At 67.6% G+C, this 17177-nt stretch carries 20 protein-coding genes and 1 pseudogene; 7 read left to right on the top strand and 14 right to left on the bottom strand.

Annotated features, from left to right (window positions below; genetic code table 11):
• Positions 1–24 precede the first annotated feature (24 nt).
• Positions 25–1500, bottom strand: coding sequence for a DUF1254 domain-containing protein (locus OVA13_RS02280; protein WP_267792211.1), 1476 nt, complete (start codon positions 1498–1500; stop codon positions 25–27).
• 369 nt (positions 1501–1869) lie between these two features.
• Here OVA13_RS02280 and OVA13_RS02275 point away from each other — a divergent pair, with 369 nt between their 5' ends.
• Positions 1870–2664: a transporter gene (locus OVA13_RS02275; RefSeq protein ID WP_267792210.1), complete on the top strand. Its 795-nt coding sequence runs from the start codon at positions 1870–1872 to the stop codon at positions 2662–2664.
• A 37-nt stretch (positions 2665–2701) separates the two neighbouring features.
• Here the strand turns inward: OVA13_RS02275 and OVA13_RS02270 are convergent, their stop codons facing one another.
• From OVA13_RS02270 to OVA13_RS02260, 3 genes are all read right to left on the bottom strand, one after another.
• Entirely contained in the window at positions 2702–3097 is a 396-nt protein-coding gene (locus OVA13_RS02270) for a host attachment family protein (protein WP_267792209.1), read from the bottom strand.
• 32 nt (positions 3098–3129) lie between these two features.
• Complete coding sequence (locus tag OVA13_RS02265) at positions 3130–3585, bottom strand: PA2169 family four-helix-bundle protein (protein ID WP_267792208.1); 456 nt, start codon at positions 3583–3585, stop codon at positions 3130–3132.
• Positions 3586–3792: 207 nt separating this feature from the next.
• Complete coding sequence (locus OVA13_RS02260; protein ID WP_267792207.1) at positions 3793–4230, bottom strand: nuclear transport factor 2 family protein; 438 nt, start codon at positions 4228–4230, stop codon at positions 3793–3795.
• Positions 4231–4444: 214 nt separating this feature from the next.
• Here OVA13_RS02260 and OVA13_RS02255 point away from each other — a divergent pair, with 214 nt between their 5' ends.
• Positions 4445–4669 carry a hypothetical protein gene (locus OVA13_RS02255; RefSeq protein WP_267792206.1) on the top strand — a complete coding sequence of 75 codons (225 nt, stop codon included), beginning with the start codon at positions 4445–4447 and terminating at the stop codon, positions 4667–4669.
• A 12-nt stretch (positions 4670–4681) separates the two neighbouring features.
• On the opposite strand, the gene OVA13_RS02250 is transcribed toward OVA13_RS02255, so the two are convergent.
• The 3 genes from OVA13_RS02250 to OVA13_RS02240 all read right to left on the bottom strand — a co-directional run bounded on the left by OVA13_RS02250 (position 4682) and on the right by OVA13_RS02240 (position 6821).
• Positions 4682–5107 (bottom strand): GFA family protein, encoded by a 426-nt coding sequence (locus tag OVA13_RS02250; RefSeq protein ID WP_267792205.1) that lies wholly within the window; start codon positions 5105–5107, stop codon positions 4682–4684.
• Positions 5108–5126: 19 nt separating this feature from the next.
• Positions 5127–5498 (bottom strand): YciI family protein, encoded by a 372-nt coding sequence (locus OVA13_RS02245; protein WP_267792204.1) that lies wholly within the window; start codon positions 5496–5498, stop codon positions 5127–5129.
• Positions 5499–5570: 72 nt separating this feature from the next.
• Positions 5571–6821 (bottom strand): HD-GYP domain-containing protein, encoded by a 1251-nt coding sequence (locus OVA13_RS02240; protein WP_267792203.1) that lies wholly within the window; start codon positions 6819–6821, stop codon positions 5571–5573.
• 103 nt (positions 6822–6924) lie between these two features.
• Between OVA13_RS02240 and OVA13_RS02235 the strand changes: the two genes are divergently transcribed.
• From OVA13_RS02235 to OVA13_RS02220, 4 genes and pseudogenes are all read left to right on the top strand, one after another.
• Positions 6925–7329, top strand: coding sequence for a GFA family protein (locus OVA13_RS02235; RefSeq protein WP_267792202.1), 405 nt, complete (start codon positions 6925–6927; stop codon positions 7327–7329).
• 121 nt (positions 7330–7450) lie between these two features.
• Entirely contained in the window at positions 7451–8143 is a 693-nt protein-coding gene (locus tag OVA13_RS02230; protein ID WP_267792201.1) for a TetR/AcrR family transcriptional regulator, read from the top strand.
• Positions 8144–8221: 78 nt separating this feature from the next.
• The gene (locus tag OVA13_RS02225) at positions 8222–9436 is read left to right on the top strand and encodes an NAD(P)/FAD-dependent oxidoreductase (RefSeq protein WP_267792200.1); all 1215 of its coding nucleotides are present in this window, start codon (positions 8222–8224) and stop codon (positions 9434–9436) included.
• A gap of 69 nt (positions 9437–9505) precedes the next feature.
• A pseudogene (locus OVA13_RS02220) lies at positions 9506–9742 on the top strand (HupB); the annotation flags it as partial.
• Between the two features lie 177 nt (positions 9743–9919).
• On the opposite strand, the gene OVA13_RS02215 reads toward OVA13_RS02220, so the two are convergent.
• The 7 genes from OVA13_RS02215 to OVA13_RS02185 form a co-directional block, all read right to left on the bottom strand.
• The gene (locus tag OVA13_RS02215) at positions 9920–10384 is read right to left on the bottom strand and encodes a hypothetical protein (RefSeq protein WP_267792199.1); all 465 of its coding nucleotides are present in this window, start codon (positions 10382–10384) and stop codon (positions 9920–9922) included.
• Between the two features lie 12 nt (positions 10385–10396).
• Entirely contained in the window at positions 10397–10600 is a 204-nt protein-coding gene (locus tag OVA13_RS02210; protein ID WP_267792198.1) for a PspC domain-containing protein, read from the bottom strand.
• Positions 10601–10643: 43 nt separating this feature from the next.
• Positions 10644–11024 carry a YfeK family protein gene (locus tag OVA13_RS02205; protein WP_267792197.1) on the bottom strand — a complete coding sequence of 127 codons (381 nt, stop codon included), beginning with the start codon at positions 11022–11024 and terminating at the stop codon, positions 10644–10646.
• A gap of 64 nt (positions 11025–11088) precedes the next feature.
• Positions 11089–12159, bottom strand: a complete 1071-nt coding sequence (locus OVA13_RS02200; protein WP_267792196.1) for a class III poly(R)-hydroxyalkanoic acid synthase subunit PhaC — start codon at positions 12157–12159, stop codon at positions 11089–11091.
• A complete protein-coding gene (gene phaE, locus OVA13_RS02195; RefSeq protein WP_267792195.1) occupies positions 12156–13652 on the bottom strand; it encodes a class III poly(R)-hydroxyalkanoic acid synthase subunit PhaE in 1497 nt (498 codons plus the stop codon). The genes OVA13_RS02200 and phaE overlap by 4 nt, the downstream gene beginning before the upstream one ends.
• 85 nt (positions 13653–13737) lie before the next feature.
• Entirely contained in the window at positions 13738–14352 is a 615-nt protein-coding gene (gene pssA, locus OVA13_RS02190; protein WP_267792194.1) for a CDP-diacylglycerol--serine O-phosphatidyltransferase, read from the bottom strand.
• Positions 14353–14435: 83 nt separating this feature from the next.
• Complete coding sequence (locus OVA13_RS02185) at positions 14436–16271, bottom strand: 3-hydroxybutyrate oligomer hydrolase family protein (RefSeq protein WP_267792193.1); 1836 nt, start codon at positions 16269–16271, stop codon at positions 14436–14438.
• Positions 16272–16403: 132 nt separating this feature from the next.
• Between OVA13_RS02185 and OVA13_RS02180 the strand changes: the two genes are divergently transcribed.
• Positions 16404–17168, top strand: coding sequence for a 3-hydroxybutyrate dehydrogenase (locus OVA13_RS02180; RefSeq protein WP_267792192.1), 765 nt, complete (start codon positions 16404–16406; stop codon positions 17166–17168).
• Positions 17169–17177 lie beyond the last annotated feature (9 nt).

The raw sequence follows: 17177 nt of genomic DNA, 5'->3' as shown, positions 1-17177 counted from the left end.
CAAGGCGGATCCAGCGAGGCGCGGTCACCGCGTGCGCCTGATCGCAGGCGGAGCCCAGGAACCATCCAGCACGTTCGCGCGCGGCGCGTAGATGCGCAGGGTGGGACCGATCTGGCCGGAAGCCGGCGATGGCAGCCAGTTGGACTCCTTGTCCTTGCCGGGCGAGCGATGCTGGAGATAAAGATCGAGCGAACCGTCGGCATTGAACTTCAGCGCGTCGCGGTCGCCGATGGCGAAACGGTCGATGGGATTGGCGACCTGGAAACCTTGGGCGTCGTACATCGTGAGTGACCAGAAGGCATCGGCGGGCGGCAATTGTTCCTTCGTGAAATGCACGACGTAGTCGTTGGCGCCATCCAGCGGCTTGCCGTCGCTGTCCTGGAACGCGGTGGGGTACACCGCGTCCTCCGGCAGGTTCGCCCCCAGCCCGCCCAGCGCGATGGACGCGCGTTGCAGATACGCGGTGCCGTAAGTGCCGATGCCGCTCTCCATCAGGTTCCAGCCGTTCACATGCCGGCCCAGGCCCCTGATGGTGCGAACCATATCGGCCATGGCCTCCTTGGCGGCGGCGTCGATGGCCTGGCGTGTGGCGGCATCCACTTGGCCGGGATCCCAGCCCTCACCCGGCACCAGGCCAAAGGCGCGCATGCGGAACAGGATCGGATAGTCGTTGGGATGCGGCGGGTTCCGCTTGAGCAGCTCCGCGAACCGTTGGAACAGCGCCGTGCCCGACAGGTTGGCCACCTGCACGAGGGGCGGCGTGCTGGCGTCCACGTTTGCCGCCACCGGCGACGTGGCCGGCGGCACGTACGCGGTGCCCCAGCGGGAGAGCGGCGTCAGTTTCAGGCCATCCTGCACCTCGTGGACGTTGTCGTAGTCGGCGGGACCGTTGGTCTGGGTGCGCCCCATCACCCAGATCGTGGGCGTCGGGGCCTGGATCTTCTCCACGCCCGGGGGCAACGTGCCAGACCAGCCGGGCGGCACGTAGGCGAAATGGCCCACACCGGTGCCGGTCGTGCGCTTGCCCACCGAAGAGAAGACGTCGCTCCACATGTCCACCGTGGGTACCAGGTAGAAGCGCCCCCCGGTGTCGGGCACGCTGAGCACGACCGGTCCTTCGCCCAGGTCGACCCAGGCGAAGGAATACAGCGTATCGAAGTTGAAGCGCACGACGTCTTTTGCGTCCGCCTTCGGATAGCTTCGGAAATGCGCGAACTGGTTGGTGGGCGCGCGCATCGGCGCGGTGGTCGCGTCGGGAACGTTGACGGCCTGTTCGCGGGTGACGTCCATCAGCACCAGCGGATAGGCGTAGTAGTAGATGTCCTTCGCCAGCGTCTTCACCTGCTGCGGCGACAGCGACGAAGCGGCCGCCGCCGTCGCCTTCGCGTTGGATTCCTCGCCGGTCATCGCACCGGCCGAGGCACCTTGCAGCGAGGACATCGCGACGATCAGCGAGCACAGCATCGGGGCGGTGGAAGAAAGCGGTCGGCGGGTTCGCATGGGATCTCCGATCAGGCGCATGGCGGTGGGCATCGGCGTCGGAATGAACAAGCGCGACTGCAAGTTGCCGGCCCCGCGCCACATGCACCAGCGTAGTTTTTCTGACTGCAGGCGCAGTAAAACTACTGAGCGTTGTGCGCCACCGGCGGAAGCGAGGGACGAATCACGCGACCGGGTGCTCCGGCGGATGATGGCCGGGAACCGAACCGCGCCTTCCACTTGCACCTGCCGGCACGTAGTTCTACTCACCACCGCTGCGTAGAACTACGCTGGCTGGCGCGCGCATCGGGCTGCACGCTGGGACTGTTTTCCCACCGGCGCGTCCTCAATGATGGATTCGCCCAGCCCGCTGCGCCAAACGGGGGTCTCATGTGGAAGCTGACAACGATCGTTGCCGTCGCCGCGGCCTGCCTCCCCGCGCACGCACAGGACAGTGCCGACGAGCTGGCCAAGCAGCTCTCCAATCCGGTGGCCTCGCTGATCAGTGTGCCATTGCAGTACAACGCGGATTTCAACATCGGGAGCGAGGACGGCACGAAGCAGTTGCTCAACGTGCAACCCGTGATACCGACATCCCTTTCCGATGACTGGAACCTGATCACCCGCGTCATCGTGCCGGTCGTCCACCAGGACGACGTGTTCGGCAACTCCGGCAGCCAGTTCGGGCTCGGCGACACCACGCCCACGCTGTTCTTTTCACCGAAGGCGCCGACTTCCGGCGGCTGGATCTGGGGCGTCGGGCCGGTGTTCCTGCTGCCGACGGCCACCGACGACGTGCTGGGTGCCGAGAAGTGGGGTGTGGGGCCGAGCGCCCTGGCCCTGAAACAGACCCCGGGTGGCTGGACGGTCGGGGTTCTGGCCAACCATATCTGGTCGGTCGCCGGCGAAGACGCGCGGGCGGACGTCAGCGCTACGTTCCTGCAACCGTTCCTGGCCAGACAGTTGAGCGGCGGCCGCACGCTGTCATTCAACCTGGAATCCAGTTACGACTGGAAGGGCGACGCCTGGAATGTTCCGGTCAACATCGGTTACTCGAAAGTAACGAAATGGGGCGGACAGATGCTGAGCCTTGCCGGGGGTGTGCGCTACTACCTTGAAACGCCCGGTGATGGCCCCGACTGGGGCGTGCGTTTCACGTTGACGCTCCTGTATCCCGAACGCTGACGCGCCGCCCCACGCATGGGGCGGCGCGATTCACCCGCTACTGCAGCGCGCGCTCGATGTCTTCCAGCGGCGAGTTGGTCAGGGTCTTGCCGACCTCGGCCACCATGCGCTGCATGACTTCCTTGTGCAGCAGCGGACGGACGCGACCCAATGTGCCCGGGTCTGCCACCAGTACCAGATGCTGGTACTGCTGCGTAAGCGCGCCCTGGTTCAAGCCGTGCGCCAGCTGTTTGGCGAAGGTGGCTTCATCGACCTGCTTGCCGGACGACTCGCTGGGCATGCTGCCCGCCGGGCCGTCGTCATTCATGTTCATCAGCTCCAGCAGATCGTACTGGTGCAGCGAAATCGCCGCCTCGCTGCCTTGGTTGCGGAAGATGCGCGCCCCCTCGCCGTCGGCAACGACGACGAGGGTATCGGTGGGAATCCTGTTCATCTGCAACTCCTGTGGCTGGACGCCACGGTGGATCAGCTGGCGAGTTTGAGGGCGCGCTTGCGGTCGCGCATCACGTTGTGGCACTCGCGCACCTGCGGCAACAGGCGCTCGACCTCCGCACGCGCGGCGGCGGGCGTGTCGTTGTCGGTCAGGGTTTCGTTGAATGCCTTCAGCAGGCGGTCCTCGGATTCCTCGAGCTCGGCCACGTAACCGTATTCGGTGTCGCCCAGTGCGGCGCGCACCTTGCCGTAGAACTGCTGCATGGTGCCGACCATGGTGCCGTGCTTGGCGGGATCACCGCCGGCGGCGGCCACGACCGCGCTCAGGCGGGTCACGATGTCGCCCTTGATGCCGACAATACGGGTGAACAGCGCGGACAGTTCGGCGTCTTTCACCTTGCTGGCGGCTTCGGTATAGAAGTCCTTGCCGTCGCGGGCGATCTCGATGAGGTCGTTGAGGCTGTGCTGGATCTTGGTCTGGTTGTTCATCGTTGAATGGCTCCGGAAGTGGGCGGGGCAGCGGAACGCTGCGTACGAACACCCTCCCGCATCACGCATCAAGGTGGCGTGACCGGCGCGCTGAACGATTAATGGATGTGGCGAGTGAGCGAATGAAATCCTCACGCGCCATGTACAACCGATGGCGCCGCCATATCGCAGCGGCGCTTGTCCTTCACGCGGTTAGGCACGCGACCTTCAACGCGGCTTGCTGTGCCAGAGCGCGTTCACGATGATCCACTTGCCGTCGAACCGGCCCATGTGGAAATGATCGACGAACCAAGGCGTTTCCAGCCTGACCGCAGCGGTGTCGGCGGTGATGTCGAGCACGCGGCAGCTGCGGTTCCACTGCGCCTTCGGCGTCTTCAGCGCCCCCTGTCGGGTAAGTTCGACCAGTTCGTCCTTCGACATGCGACGAAGTCCGAGGCGTTCGTAGGGCGTATCGCCGATGACGGCGCGCTTGGCCAGGTCCGGATGCAGCGCGCGGGCGACGCGTTGCGGATCGCCTTCGAGCTGGCCGTCGACATAGTCGAAACAGGTGGCCTCGATGGCGGCCAGGGTGGCCGCATCGTCTGCGGGCGTGGCGGGGCTTGCCGCGGCGGCGGCCGCGAACACGAGGGAAAGCGGGGTCAGCATGGGCGTCGGTGCCTCCTGAAGGATGGAGCGGATCGGGCCCATTCTTTCCGCCGGCCGCGCGGGCACGACAGTGCCGGAGTGCAGGGGTCCGGATTGGGGGAACGGAACCGGCGCTTGATCCTGCACCTGCCCGGGTTCGTCGCATCACGGTTGCCTGGCCGACCCGGCAATCGCACGCTGCGGCCACGCCCTTCCCTGCCCTTGGACGCCCCTCATGAAGACGCTCATCGCCCTGGCCGCCTGGTGCATCCTGTTCGTGCTGTGCTGGCCGCTCGCCCTGCTGGCGCTGGTGGCCTGGCCGATCGTATGGCTGCTGTGCCTGCCGTTCCGCCTGCTGGGCATCACCTTCTCGGCGCTGTTCGCATTCCTGCATGCCTTCCTGATGCTGCCTGCGCGCATGCTGGGCTGGCGGCCCCGCCACGCCGCCGCCATGGCGTGACCCGGGCCGGGCTCACAGGTGGCCGTGGGCCTTCGGCGGGTGTTCCCAGTCGCCCCGCCGGCCATCCTCGTACTGCACGGGGATGGCCGCCATCTGTTCGTCGGTCATGCCATCGAGCGTGGCGACATTGATGGCGTGGAACCAGCCGTTGAAGGGCTCCAGCTCCAGATAGCCCTTGCTGAAGCCGCGCACGCCGCAATGCCGGCAGAAGTAGTGGTGCACGTGGCCCGGCGGCCACGCTGACGGGTCCGCCTGGTAGTCGGACAGCATGTCCTGGCCCTGTAGCAGGCGGAAGGCATCGCCCAGTGCGAACGCCTTCCACATGCGCGTCTTCAGGCAGTAGCTGCAGTTGCAGCGGCGCGTGCCGACGGACAGGTCCAGGTCGCATTCGAAACGCACGGCGCCGCAATGGCAGCTGCCGGTGAAGGTCTGCTTCATGAGGGTGTCCTCTGCTCGGTCAGGGCGTGGGTGTGGCGCAGGTCAGTGCGTCTTCGATCTGCCGCACTTCGCATTCCAGGTCCCACTCATCGCCGTGCACACGCAGGAAGCGCTTGGCCAGGGCGATGGCCTCGTCCAGCGAGCCGGCCTGGATGATGGCGTAACCGCCGATCACTTCCTTGGTTTCGGTGAAGGGGCCGTCGGTCACCGACAGCGCGCCCTGCCGCAGGCGCACGCGGGCGCCGTGGGCGGTGGGCAGCAGGCCGGCGGTGTCCAGCAGCGTGCCGTTGGCCGTCATTTCCTCGATCAACCGGCCCATGTCGGCCATCAGTTGCTCGCTGGGCACCTGGCCCGTGTTCTCGTTGACCCGGATCATCGAAAGAAACCGCATGGTGTGCCTCCTGAGGCAGGGGATTCACCTTGCGACGAACGACGATGCGGCACATCGACACCCGCTGACGGCTCAGGGCAGCCAGAGCTTCTCCAGGTCGCGGAATCCCCATTGCGCGGGGGACTCGACGCCGACGATGCGTTCCTTGCCGCCGCTGGCGGCCAGGTCGATGTCGGCGATGAGGATGTGGCTGCGGGTGCGGGCGGAATAGAACGCGCGCACGCGCGGCGCCAGCAGCGTGCCGGGGTTCTGTTCCACCACCACCGCCAGCTTGTCGCTGGACAGGCGCACGAGCGCGCCGATCGGATAGATGCCCAGGCTGCGCACGAACGCCTTCAGCAGGTCGTCGTCGAAGTGGCCTTTCCAGCTGGCCATGCGGCGCAGCGATTCGGCCGGGTCCCAGCCGGCCTTGTAGGGCCGGTTGGAGCTGATGGCGTCATAGACGTCGCAGATCGCGCTCATGCGCGTGAGCAGGGGCAGTTCGTCGCCACGCAGCTGCTGCGGATAGCCCATGCCGTCCACCTTTTCGTGGTGGTGGCGGGCGATGTGCAGCACCGCCGGCTGGGTGACGCCGCCTTCGCGCAGCAGGCGCTCGCCGTGCACGGGGTGGGCGCGCACGATGGCGAATTCCGCTTCGGTCAGCTTGCCGGGCTTGTTGAGCACCTCCAGCGGCAGCATGGCCTTGCCCATGTCGTGCAGCAGGCCGCCGAGTGCGGCGTCACGTACCTGATCCTCCGGCAGTTCCAGCTGCCGCGCCAGCATGGCCATCAGGGCACTGACGGCCACCGAATGCAGGAAGGTGTAGCTGTCGGCGTCCTTCAGCCGTGCGACGCTGACCAGGGCGGTGGGATGGCGATTGACCGAACCGGTGATCTCGTCGAGCAGCGGCATGGCCCCGGAGGCATCCACGCCATTCCCGAGGCGCACTTCGCGGAACATCGCCTCGACCGCTTCACGTCCTTCCTCGCAGATCCGCCGCGCGCGCGCCAGTTCGGACGCCAGGCTGACCCCGGCATCCGCGGCGATGACGGCGCGGCGGCGGGACAGCGGGTCCGGCGCGCCTGCCGGATCGTCCGCCTCGGCGAGGGCGTCCGGCGCGGCTTCGCCCCCGTCCACATCGGCTTCGCCCTCGTCGGCATCCACGTCCTGGCTGCGCGACAGGTCGACCACCACCTGCTCCACCCCGCTGTCCTGCAGCGTGGCGATCTTCTCGGCATCGGCCAGGAACGCGGTGCGCCAGAACGGATGCTGCATCCACGGACCCAGCAGCTTCTGCACGTACATGCCGGGCCGCAGGGCGCCAACATCGATGGTTTGCAGCATGCATGACTCCGGCGGGCTGGGGTCCAGTATTCTTCCGGCACCAGACCGGGACAAGCGGGGCAACCCCGACAGGCCCCCGGTCGTTATCGGCACGGGAGGCCGCATGCTGAAGACCTATACCGGCAGCTGCCACTGCGGTGCCGTGCGCTTCCAGGCCGACATCGACCTGACCCGCCCGACCTACCGCTGCAACTGTTCGGTCTGCCGGCGCAACCGGTTCTGGCCGGCCATCGTGATGCCGGCGGGCTTCCGCCTGCTGGCAGGAGAAGGCGAACTGGTCGAGTACCGCTTCAACTCCCTGCGCAACTCGCACCACTTCTGCCGCACCTGCGGCGTGCGGCCGTTCGGGATCGGCAACAACGTTCCCGGCGGCGAGCGCATCTACGGCGTCAACCTGGGATGCCTGGAAAACGCCACGCCCGATGAACTGGACGCCGCCCCCATCACCTACGTGGACGGCGCGCACGACAACTGGCAGCAGCCGCCGGCGCTGACCGGCTACCTGTAAGGCGACGCAGCGCGGGTTTCACGCCCTGAAAGGGGCGTTCCATCGCGCACTTGCCACAGCCGTGCCGGCTTTTGCTAGGCTGGGGAACAGTCGTGACATCACGACGCAACAGGTGAATGCCGTGAGTCTTCCGTCTGATCTTGTGGAAAACGTTTTCAGCCACGCCCCCAGCGACGTCAGCCCGCTGCGCCCGCGGCCGCACGTGGACCTGTGCAAGCGCGGCGAGATGCGTGCGGAAAAATTCCTGGACGCGGCCACCGAGGTTTTCGCCGAGAAGGGCTACCAGCATGCGCGCCTGAGCGAGATCGTGGCCCGGGCCGGCGGTTCGCTGGCCACGCTGTACCGCATCTTCGGCGACAAGGAAGGGCTGGCGTGCGCCATCCTGGAACGGCGGATGGACATGCACATCCACCTGCTGCGCGATCTCAACCTCAGCGAGATGCCGCCTGACCAGGCGCTGCGTCGCGTGGCCATCCGGATGGCACAGGTGATGGCGCGGACGGATTCGCAGGTGATCTACCGCATCGTGATCGGCGAGGGACAGTCGTTCCCCGCCCTGCGCGACTGGTTCTTCGACCATGCCGTCGCTTCCATCCGCAGCACGCTGGCGGAGTACTTCCAGCAGCAGGTGGATGCCGGCCGGCTGCAGCTGCCGTCACCGAAAGCGGCGGCGGCGCAGTTCTACATGAGCCTGTTCGGCGACCAGATCGTACGCCTGGCGGCCGGCAGCACGCAGATGCCCGATGCCGACCAGCTGGAAGCCCAGGCGCTGGCGGCGGTGGACCTGTTCCTGCACGGCGCCCTGCCCCGTTGATCCCACCGGCGCGGGCTTCACCCGCGCCTTCGCCGCCCCATGCGAGCATGCCGTCCATTCGATGGACAAGGCATCTGCATGGATCTGAAAAGCGGTTATCCCTACTGGGCGGTGAAGAACGGCCTGATGCAGGCCTTCCCGCAACTGGAGGAAGACCGCCGCTGTGACGTCGCCATCATCGGCGGCGGCATCACCGGTGCGCTGATCGCCAACGAGCTGGCGACGCATGGCTTCGATGTCGTGGTACTGGAGCAGCGCGACGTGGGCTGGGGCAGCAGTTCCGCCAGCACGGCCCTGCTGCAGTACGAGATCGACACGCACATGGTCGATCTGGCCAGACAGTACGGCGAGGCCGACGCCGCCCTCGCCTACCTCGCCTGCGCGGACGCCATCGACCAGCTGCGCGAGGTCGCGGCGCCGTGGCGCGACGTGGAATTCGCACGCAACCAGAGCCTGTACTACGCCAGCCGGGCGCGGCACGTGCGCGCACTGAAGGAAGAAGGCGAACTGCGTGCCCGGCACGGCCTGCAGGTGGAGCTGCTGGAACGCGACACCCTGCTGGATCAATACGGATTGGACGCGCCGGCGGCGCTGCTGAGCCAGCAGGCCGCGCGCGTGGACCCCTACCGGTTGGCGCATCGCCTGCTGCAGCGGCTGCAGCGCGACGGCGCCGGCATCTTCGACCGCACGCGGGTGGAAGACATCCGGGCCACGTCGCGCGGCGTCACCCTGCGCACGAGTCAGGGCCAGACCGTGCGCGCCGGCCACCTGGTGATGGCGGCGGGCTATGCAAGCCAGCAGTGGTTGAAGAAGAGGGTCGCCCGCAACCGCAGCAGCTACGCATTCATCAGCGATCCGATGGACGCCGATGCACTGGGTTTCCTGGAGGATACCCTGCTGTGGGAAAGCGCGCGCCCCTACCTGTACATGCGCAGCACCTCGGACCGACGGCTGCTGGTAGGCGGCGAGGACGACACCGTCGACATCCCCGCCCGTCGAGATGCCCGCGTGGAGAAGAAGGCCGCCACCCTGATGAAGAAACTGCAGCGCCTGTTCCCGGACATGGTGTTGACGCCCGCGTTCTCGTGGGCCGGCACCTTCGCCGAGACGGAAGACGGCCTGCCGTTCTTCGGGCCGCATCCGCAATGGGGGCCGCGCGTGCACTTCGCGATGGCCTACGGCGGCAATGGCATCACCTACAGCATGCTGGGCGCCGGCCTGCTGCGTGCGTTGATGGAACGCAGGAAGCACAAGCTGTGGCCGCTGTTCTCGTTCCAGCGCCTGGAGCGCTGAGGGGCGGCGTTGACGCGATCGTCATGGCACGCGCGCGACGCTGTCGACCCACCCGCACGGGAGCACGCCATGCCACGGGGAGACAAGTCCGCCTATACCGGGAAGCAGAAGCGCCAGGCCGAGCACATCGAGGAAAGCGAGCGTGAACAGGGGCGCTCGCAGGAAGCCGCTGAACGCATCGCCTGGGCCACCGTCAACAAACAGGATGGCGGAGGCAAGCTGTCCGGCACGGGCCGCAAGACCGCAGCAAAGAAAGCCCCGGCCAAACGCGCGAAGAAGGCGGCGCGCAAGACCACGGCACGTCGTTGAACCCCCCAATGAGAAGGCCCAGTCGTTCCGGGGTTTCAGTCCGGATGGCTGGGCCTTCCTGTGTCGGATCGGTTGCCGGAGTCGAGCCGGTACGTATATCCGACGCTCAAGACGCTACGCCTTGCCAGGCTAGCGATGCGTGAAGAAAACGCCGCCGTCCGTCGGCACGCGACTTCATCTGGCGACGCGCCCATCCGTGTCCGATCCGGGCCACCAGCCTTTCCCGGTCAACGCATAGCGATCGGCCGCGCGTTCGAACGGATTGCGTACGCTGACACCCCCGCACAGCAGGTAAACCGGCAGGAACAACGGGCCCAGCACCATGTACTGGTAGACGTGCGCGCGTTCGTGGTCACCCAGGCGGATGGGAGGGTGCTGGCGACGCCCGGCGCGGTGCTCGTAGGTGATGCACTCGGCTTCCAGCGTATCGCCGGTGTGCAGGATGGTATTGCCGAACGTGATGGCGCCGCCGGGACCCCAGGGCCAGTGGTGGAACACGAGGGCGAAATCGCGGCGGCTCCAATGCGCTTTCGCGCCGAACGCCACCCCCGCCACGCCTGCGACCAGGCCGATCAGCGAATTGGGCAGCGCCCACGCCACGCCCAGCGCCTGCGCGGCGATCAGCCAGGGCGACCGCATCGGATACTGCGCTCAGTTCTGTTCGTTGGGCATCAACAGCCAGAGGATCAGATAGACCAGGATGCCGGGGAACGCGGCCGACGCGATCGAGACGATCACGAAGATGATGCGCAACAGCGTGGAACTCCAGCCGTAACGGCGGGCGATGCCGCCCATGACGCCGGCGATCATCCGGTCATTCAACGAACGCGCGAACGGTGCGGGTGCGGTACTCATGGCGATTCAACTCCCCGAAGTTGTCCGTGCCCAGTCTAGCGCGTCAGCGCCCGGGTGCACCTGAACCACGCAGCGCGGCAAGGCGCGTGCGGAACCAGTTGGCCGCGTCCATGGCGGGCTGTCCGGGACAACGCACCTGGTAGGGACGGCCACTCATGCTGCTCTTGCTGGCGGCTCGCTCGATGAACTGCTCGGCCGTGTCCACCAGTCCCTTCTTCAGCAGATAATCGTATTTGCGTTGCAGGTGCTTGCGTGCCTCGACCCGGTCGTGCCAGGTACCGTTGCGCTGGAACTCGCACTGCGAAGTGGAGAGACCGTCCATCAGCTGCTGGATTTCCTGCCGTGCCTGCGGCGATGGCGCGGCCACGGCGAGCTGCGGCAGCAGCGACACCGCGAGCACAAGGGAAAGGATTCCGGGCTTCATGGAGCCGAGTCTAGCGGTGGTGACGTGAACGGCCGGGCGACGTGGCGGAACGCCCATGCCGGGATCAGTTAGCGCGCTTGGCCAGCCAGTGATGGATCGCCGACGGGACCTCGCGTTGCGCACGGCTGGAGACGTAGATGCCGATGTGCCCACCCTTGAAGCTCAGCTCGGTGTAATCCTTGGTGCCGGCGACGTCCTTCAGCGCGCGCGAGGCATCCGGCGGCACCAGATGGTCCTGCTCGGCATAGATGTTCAGCACCGGCATGTCGACGAACCCCAGGTCGACGCTTTCGCCGCCGATGCTGATGCCGCCGTTGATGAACCCGTTGCCCTGGTAGAACTGCTTGATGAACTGGCGGAACGCCTCGCCCGCCAGGTCCGGCGAGTCGAAGATCCACTTCTCCATCCGCAGGAAGTCCTCGATGGCGCGCTTGTCGTCCAGGATGTCCACCAGCCCGACGTACTTCTGCAGGTTCAGCCGGAACGGCTTCAGCATCAGGTAGCACGCATTCATGGTGTCGGCCGGTACGTTGCCCAGCGCATCGACGAACAGGTCCACGTCCAGTTCGCGCGTCCAGTGCGACAGCATGTTGTCCGGCGTATGGAAATCCACCGGCGTGACCATGGTGATCAGGTTCTTCACCTTCTCCGGGTGCAGCGCGGCATAGCACAGCGAGAACGCGCCGCCCTGGCAGATGCCCAGCACGTTGACCGCGTCGCGGCCGCTGGCCTCGCGCAGGTGATCAACGGCCCCATCGATGAACCGGTTGATGTAGTCGTCCAGTTCCAGGAAGCGGTCCGAGCGGTCCGGGTAGCCCCAGTCGATGATGTAGACATCCTCGCCCTGCGCCAGCAGGCCTTTCACCAGCGAGCGGTCTTCCTGCAGGTCCACCATGTAGGGCCGGTTGACCAGCGCGTAGACGATCAGCAGGGGCACCTTCGCGGTCGGCGCCTTCTCGCCGATGAAGCGGTACAGCACGGTCTTGCCGTCGCGCCACACCTCCTGCTTGTGGGTGGCGCCATAGTGCACGTCCTCCACCTCGGGCAACGTGTGCAGGCCTGCAGAGAGCTTCTGCTGCAGCGTCATCGCCTCCAGCGCCAACGCATCGGGTGTCAGGTTGAGCGGTCCGTTCACTTGCGGCTACCCCGCTTGGATTGCTTCTTGCCACCTTGCTTTGGCAGGGTGGAGGCGGGTTCCGCGGCGGCCGCGTTGCGCGCCACCCAGTCCTTCATCGATACGACGGACCCCGAGGGCTTGGCGACCTTGCCGGTGGCCTTGGCCGTCCTGGCTGGCGCGATGCCGGTCCGCGCGGCACGCTTCACCGCCGTATTGGCGGCGGGTGCTTTCTTCGCCGACGTTTTTGGCACGGTCGTTTTGCGTGCAGCGGTTTTCTTCGCCGCCACCTTCTTCACGCCCTTGCCTGCCACGGGTGCTTCGACGTCGGCCTTCCTGTTGCCGGGCGCCTTGGCCGGCGCGTCCATCGTGCGCTTGTCCTGGCGGGTGGCCGGCTTGGCCGCGGCGGCGCGCGCCACGCGTGCCGGCACGGCCTTCCGCTTCGCGGGCGCTGCCTTGCGTGTTTTCGTGGCGGGAACGGCCCTCTTCGCGACCGGTGGCGTGGCACGACGGAGGGCACGCCTTGGCTTCTTCTCCGCGATGGGCGCCTGCGCCGGCGCGGCCTCGGGTGCCGCCTCCGCCCGCTTCACCGGCGCACGAGGCGCGGCAGCCTGCTGCGGCGTCGCCTGCCGGATCCTGCGCAGGGCGCGTTCGAGTTCGACGATCTTGCGATGCGCGGCATCGACTTCGGTGCGGGTGGGCATGCCGAACAGGGCGCAGACCTGCTCGACTTCGCGTTGCACCGCCAGGCGCAGGCGCATCTGGGCGTTGGCGAGCGCGCCGTAGACCGTGCGGAACTCGGGCGACAGCGCGACCTGGGCGTAGGCTTCCTCGGCGGCGTCGATCCACAGGTCGAACAGCGCGCGGGCGCTTTCCAGCTGCTGCCCCGGCGCACTGCGCGCCACCAGCTTCTGTTCGAAGCGCTCGAACGCCTGCTGTGCCACCTTCAGCATCAGGCGGTCGTACTCGCCCACCTGGTGCTGGTAGTCCTGCTGCGCCTGCGCCAACTGCTGCCAGCGCTCCTGCTGCTCGCGCGACAGGCCGAACGTGGGCAGGTGCATCCAGCGCGCGTTCTCGCGCTGCATGGCATCGATGTACGGGCGGGCCTGTTCCATCCAGCCATCCAGGCCATGCGCGCCGCTGCCCTGCATGGCGCGGAAGATGTCGGCGAACGGATTGTGCGTGGGCTGCTGGGCGTTCATGCCCAGCGCCTCGCGCCAGGCGCTGGCGATATCGGCCGGTGCCTGGTCGCGGCCGGCGAACTGTGCGGCCACCTGCTGCATCTGCCCGAACCAGTCGCTGGCCTGTCGCTGGAAGCGCCCGAGCACGTCATGCACCTGGCCCGTGCCACCGGGCATCAGCTGCGACCACCAGTCCACCGCCTGCTGCCAGCCCGGTGTCGGGGTGGGCGCCGCAACGCCGCCCGCCTGCCGCAGGGCGTCGCCCCAGAGGTTCCAGTACTGCCTGGCCACCGACTCGAAGTCGCCCGGCCACTGTGGTGCAAAGTTCGCCATGTGCCCTCCCTTCCCGACCGATTCTAGCCGTGCTGCGGGAGTCGTGCATGACATGACGGGCGCGCCGTCATTGGTCTGCCAATGGTCAGGGCTTGGGGATGCGCAGCGTCTTGCTGACCATCAGCGTGCCGGACACCGCGAACAGCAACACCAGCGGATGCAGCAGCCAAGGGCCGATCTTCACCACGCCCAGCCACAACTGCGGGCCGATGTGTCCCCCGTTGGCCGCCACCGCCAGCACGATGACCAGCACCAGGCTGGTGGGGATCGGCGTGCCCTCGAAGTACTTCACCTTGTCGCCCTCGCCGGACAAGGCCTCGGCGGTGACGTTGTAGCGTGCCAGCCGGCTGACGCCGCAGGCGACGAAGTACGACAGCACCAACCAGTCCCAGCCGCCCTGCATGCCGCAGGCGTACGCGAGTGCAGCCGGTGCCACGCCGAACGAGATCACGTCGGCCAGCGAATCCAGTTCGCGCCCGAGCACCGAGGACTGGTTGCGCCAGCGCGCCACCCGGCCATCCAGCGCATCGAAGATGAAGGCCAGCGGGATGAGCGCCATGCCGATCATCAGGTCGCGCAGGCCGCCTTCCTGCAGGAAGCGCATCGACGCGAAGATGGCACCGGTGCCGCAGAACGCGTTGCCCAGCGTGAACCAGTCGGCCAGCTGGAAATCGCGGAGCATGGAAAAGTGTCGGGACATGGCGACGTTCACGGCCGGGGAAGGCGTACAGGGTAAGCCGAACCGGGTGAAATCGTCGTGGGCGCCCTTCCCCGCCGCCCGCCTTAGCGGGGAATCGCCAGTTGCGCAGCCTCCACGCTGCCGGCGCCGCGGGGGCGCGCATCGATCAGCGCGTTGGCAGGCAGCGCGCGCTTGCCGTCCAGCGTCGCTTCCACCTGGTCCAGCGCCGCATAGACGTAGGGCAGCAACGGCACGTAGCGCGCGCCGTAGGCGGGCAGCGCCAGGAAACCATCGAAGTGCTGGGCGTTGCGCACCTGCCAATAGCGCACGTCGGGGTTGGCGATGCGTGCCTGCTCGACATAGGGCGCGCTGGAAAAGGCCGGCGGCACCAGCCCGTCATCCAGCCCGTGGATCACCACCACCGGGCGCCGGGTACGCGGGAAGCGTGCGGCTGTCTGCGCGATGCCCGCCTGCACGCGGCGCGCGTGCTCGTCGTTGCCCGACTGCAAGGCGCGCAGGCATTGCAGGCCAGGCAGGGTGAAATCGGGCGGCGCCAGCTTCGTGTCGACGATGCCCACGCCCGCTCCGGGCGGAATGCCGCTGCCATCGGACCACCACGCGGCCCGCTCGGCCGCGGTGGCGGCACGCGAGCTGAAGTCGGCATTCTGCGCGGCGAACGCATGACCGCACGGGTGTTCACCCACGCCATAGCGGCCATACGCCGAGGCGTAGGTCACCGCGACGGCGCGCCACAGGTCGAAGCCCACGCTCAAGGCACCGGCCACCAGCGCCTGGTCGGTCCAGCCCTGGGCTTTCAGTTGCGCATGCGCCGATGCCGCCTGTGCCTTCGGGGTATCGCCGGCCACCAGTCCTGCCGTCTTCAACGCGGCGCAGCGTGCGGTCCATAGTGGCTCCACCTGCGCGCGCAACGGCGGCTGCGGAAGCGTGTCGGCGGGCAGGTGCAGCAGCGCGCACGGCATCAGCAGTGCGGCCTCGGTGGTGTAGTCGTAGAGCGGGCGGGCGCCGGGCGCGTCGGCCGCCAGGATGTTGGGTTCACCGGCGACGACGGCATCCAGCCAGTCGCCCTCTTCCTCGCTGGCACGCAGCACGGCACCACCGCCGTTGGAGATGCCGACGGCGATGACACGCGTGTTGTCGAAGCGGAATGGCGCGGCCTGCGGATAGGCACGATCGAGCGCGGCCAGCGCGAACTCTGCCGCCTGCTTCACGTGCCGTCCCCAGTCGGCCTCGGGATTATCCTTCGAGTGGGCGTGCTTGACCGCGACACCGCTGGCGCCGACGGGCGCATCCGGCATGAAGGCCAGGCCGCCGGCCTCCAGTGTGCCCACCGTCCCGTCTTCGCGCGCAGCCTGCTGTGCATCCAGGTCGAAGTAATCGGTGCCCGCACCCTTGTCGGTATAGGCGACGGCGCAGCCTTTCGGCAGTGCCCAGGGCCCGGCGACCGCAATGGCGCCGTACACGCCGCGCGAACCGGACGACGCGGTCACCACCACGCAACGCCGTGCCGTGTCGAAGTTGTCGGGCACCTGCACCAGCACGCGATGCGGTTGCTGCGCACCCGGCACCCTGGCCAGTGCGGAATACTCGCGCCCCGGCACGCTGGCGACGCTGCCATACGCCTGCCCGTAGGCACCGGTGGGCGACAGGTCCGCGATGCCGCGCCAGTTGCTCCAGATGGCGCGGCGGCGCAGTTCGGCCGCGGTCGGGTTGGCCGCGTCGGCGAACGCGGGTGGCGCCATCCCGCGCAGGCCGTCGATGCCGAGGCCCGCGGTGAGCAGGTCGTCATTGCCGCGGTGCTCGGTGACGCGCTGGGGTTCGATCATGTGGGCAACCGCGGGAGAGGGAGAAGGCGTGCTGCTGCAGCCGGCCAGCGCCATGCCCAGTAGCAGGGCACAGGAACGTCGCGTCATCGGTTTCATGCCACAGCCCATCCGTCATTCCGGTCAATGCCATGAAGCTACCCGCTGCGGGCTGCTCCGTCATCGTACTTTGGTACCACGAAGCCGTCGCCGGCGGCCTGCTACCCTAGCGTGGAACGCCAGGAGTTCCCCATGCAGACGCACACCTTCCTCATCACCGGTGCCGCCAGCGGCATCGGCGCCGGCATCGCCGCGGAGATGGCCGAGGCCGGCCGCCACGTCATCGTCAGCGACCTCAACCTGGAAGCCGCCGAGGCGGTCGCCGCCGGGATCCGGGCCAACGGCGGGTCCGCAGAGGCGGTCGCGCTGGACGTCACTTCGCAGGAGAGCATCGATGCCGCGCTGGCCGCGGTCTCGCGCCCCGTCGACGTACTGGTCAACAACGCGGGCCTGCAGCATGTGTCGCCGCTGGAAGACTTCCCCATCGAGAAGTGGGACTTCCTGGTGCAGGTGATGCTGGTGGGCGTGGCCCGCCTGACGCGTGCGGTGCTGCCCGGCATGCGCGAGCGCCGCTTCGGCCGCATCGTCAACATCGGCAGCATCCACGCGCTGGTGGCCAGTCCGTACAAGAGCGCCTATGTCGCGGCCAAGCACGGCCTGGTCGGCTTCTCGAAGGTCATCGCGCTGGAAACCGCCGACACCGACATCACCATCAACACGGTCTGCCCCAGCTACGTGAAGACGCCGCTGGTGGACAAGCAGATCGCCGACCAGGCCCGCACGCGCGGCATCTCCGAGGCCGACGTGGTCAGCCAGGTGATGCTGAAGCCGATGCCGAAGGGGGTCTTCATCGGCCTGGACGAACTGGCCGGCATCACCGCCTTCCTCACCTCGCCCGCCGCGCGCAACATCACCGGCCAGACGATCGTGGTGGACGGCGGCTGGACGGTGCAGTGAACCGCCCAG

Source organism: Pseudoxanthomonas sp. SL93, assembly GCF_026625825.1.
Lineage (GTDB): Bacteria > Pseudomonadota > Gammaproteobacteria > Xanthomonadales > Xanthomonadaceae > Pseudoxanthomonas_A.
Note: the sequence above shows the minus strand (reverse complement) of the source record. Positions and strands in the feature narration are given on the sequence as shown.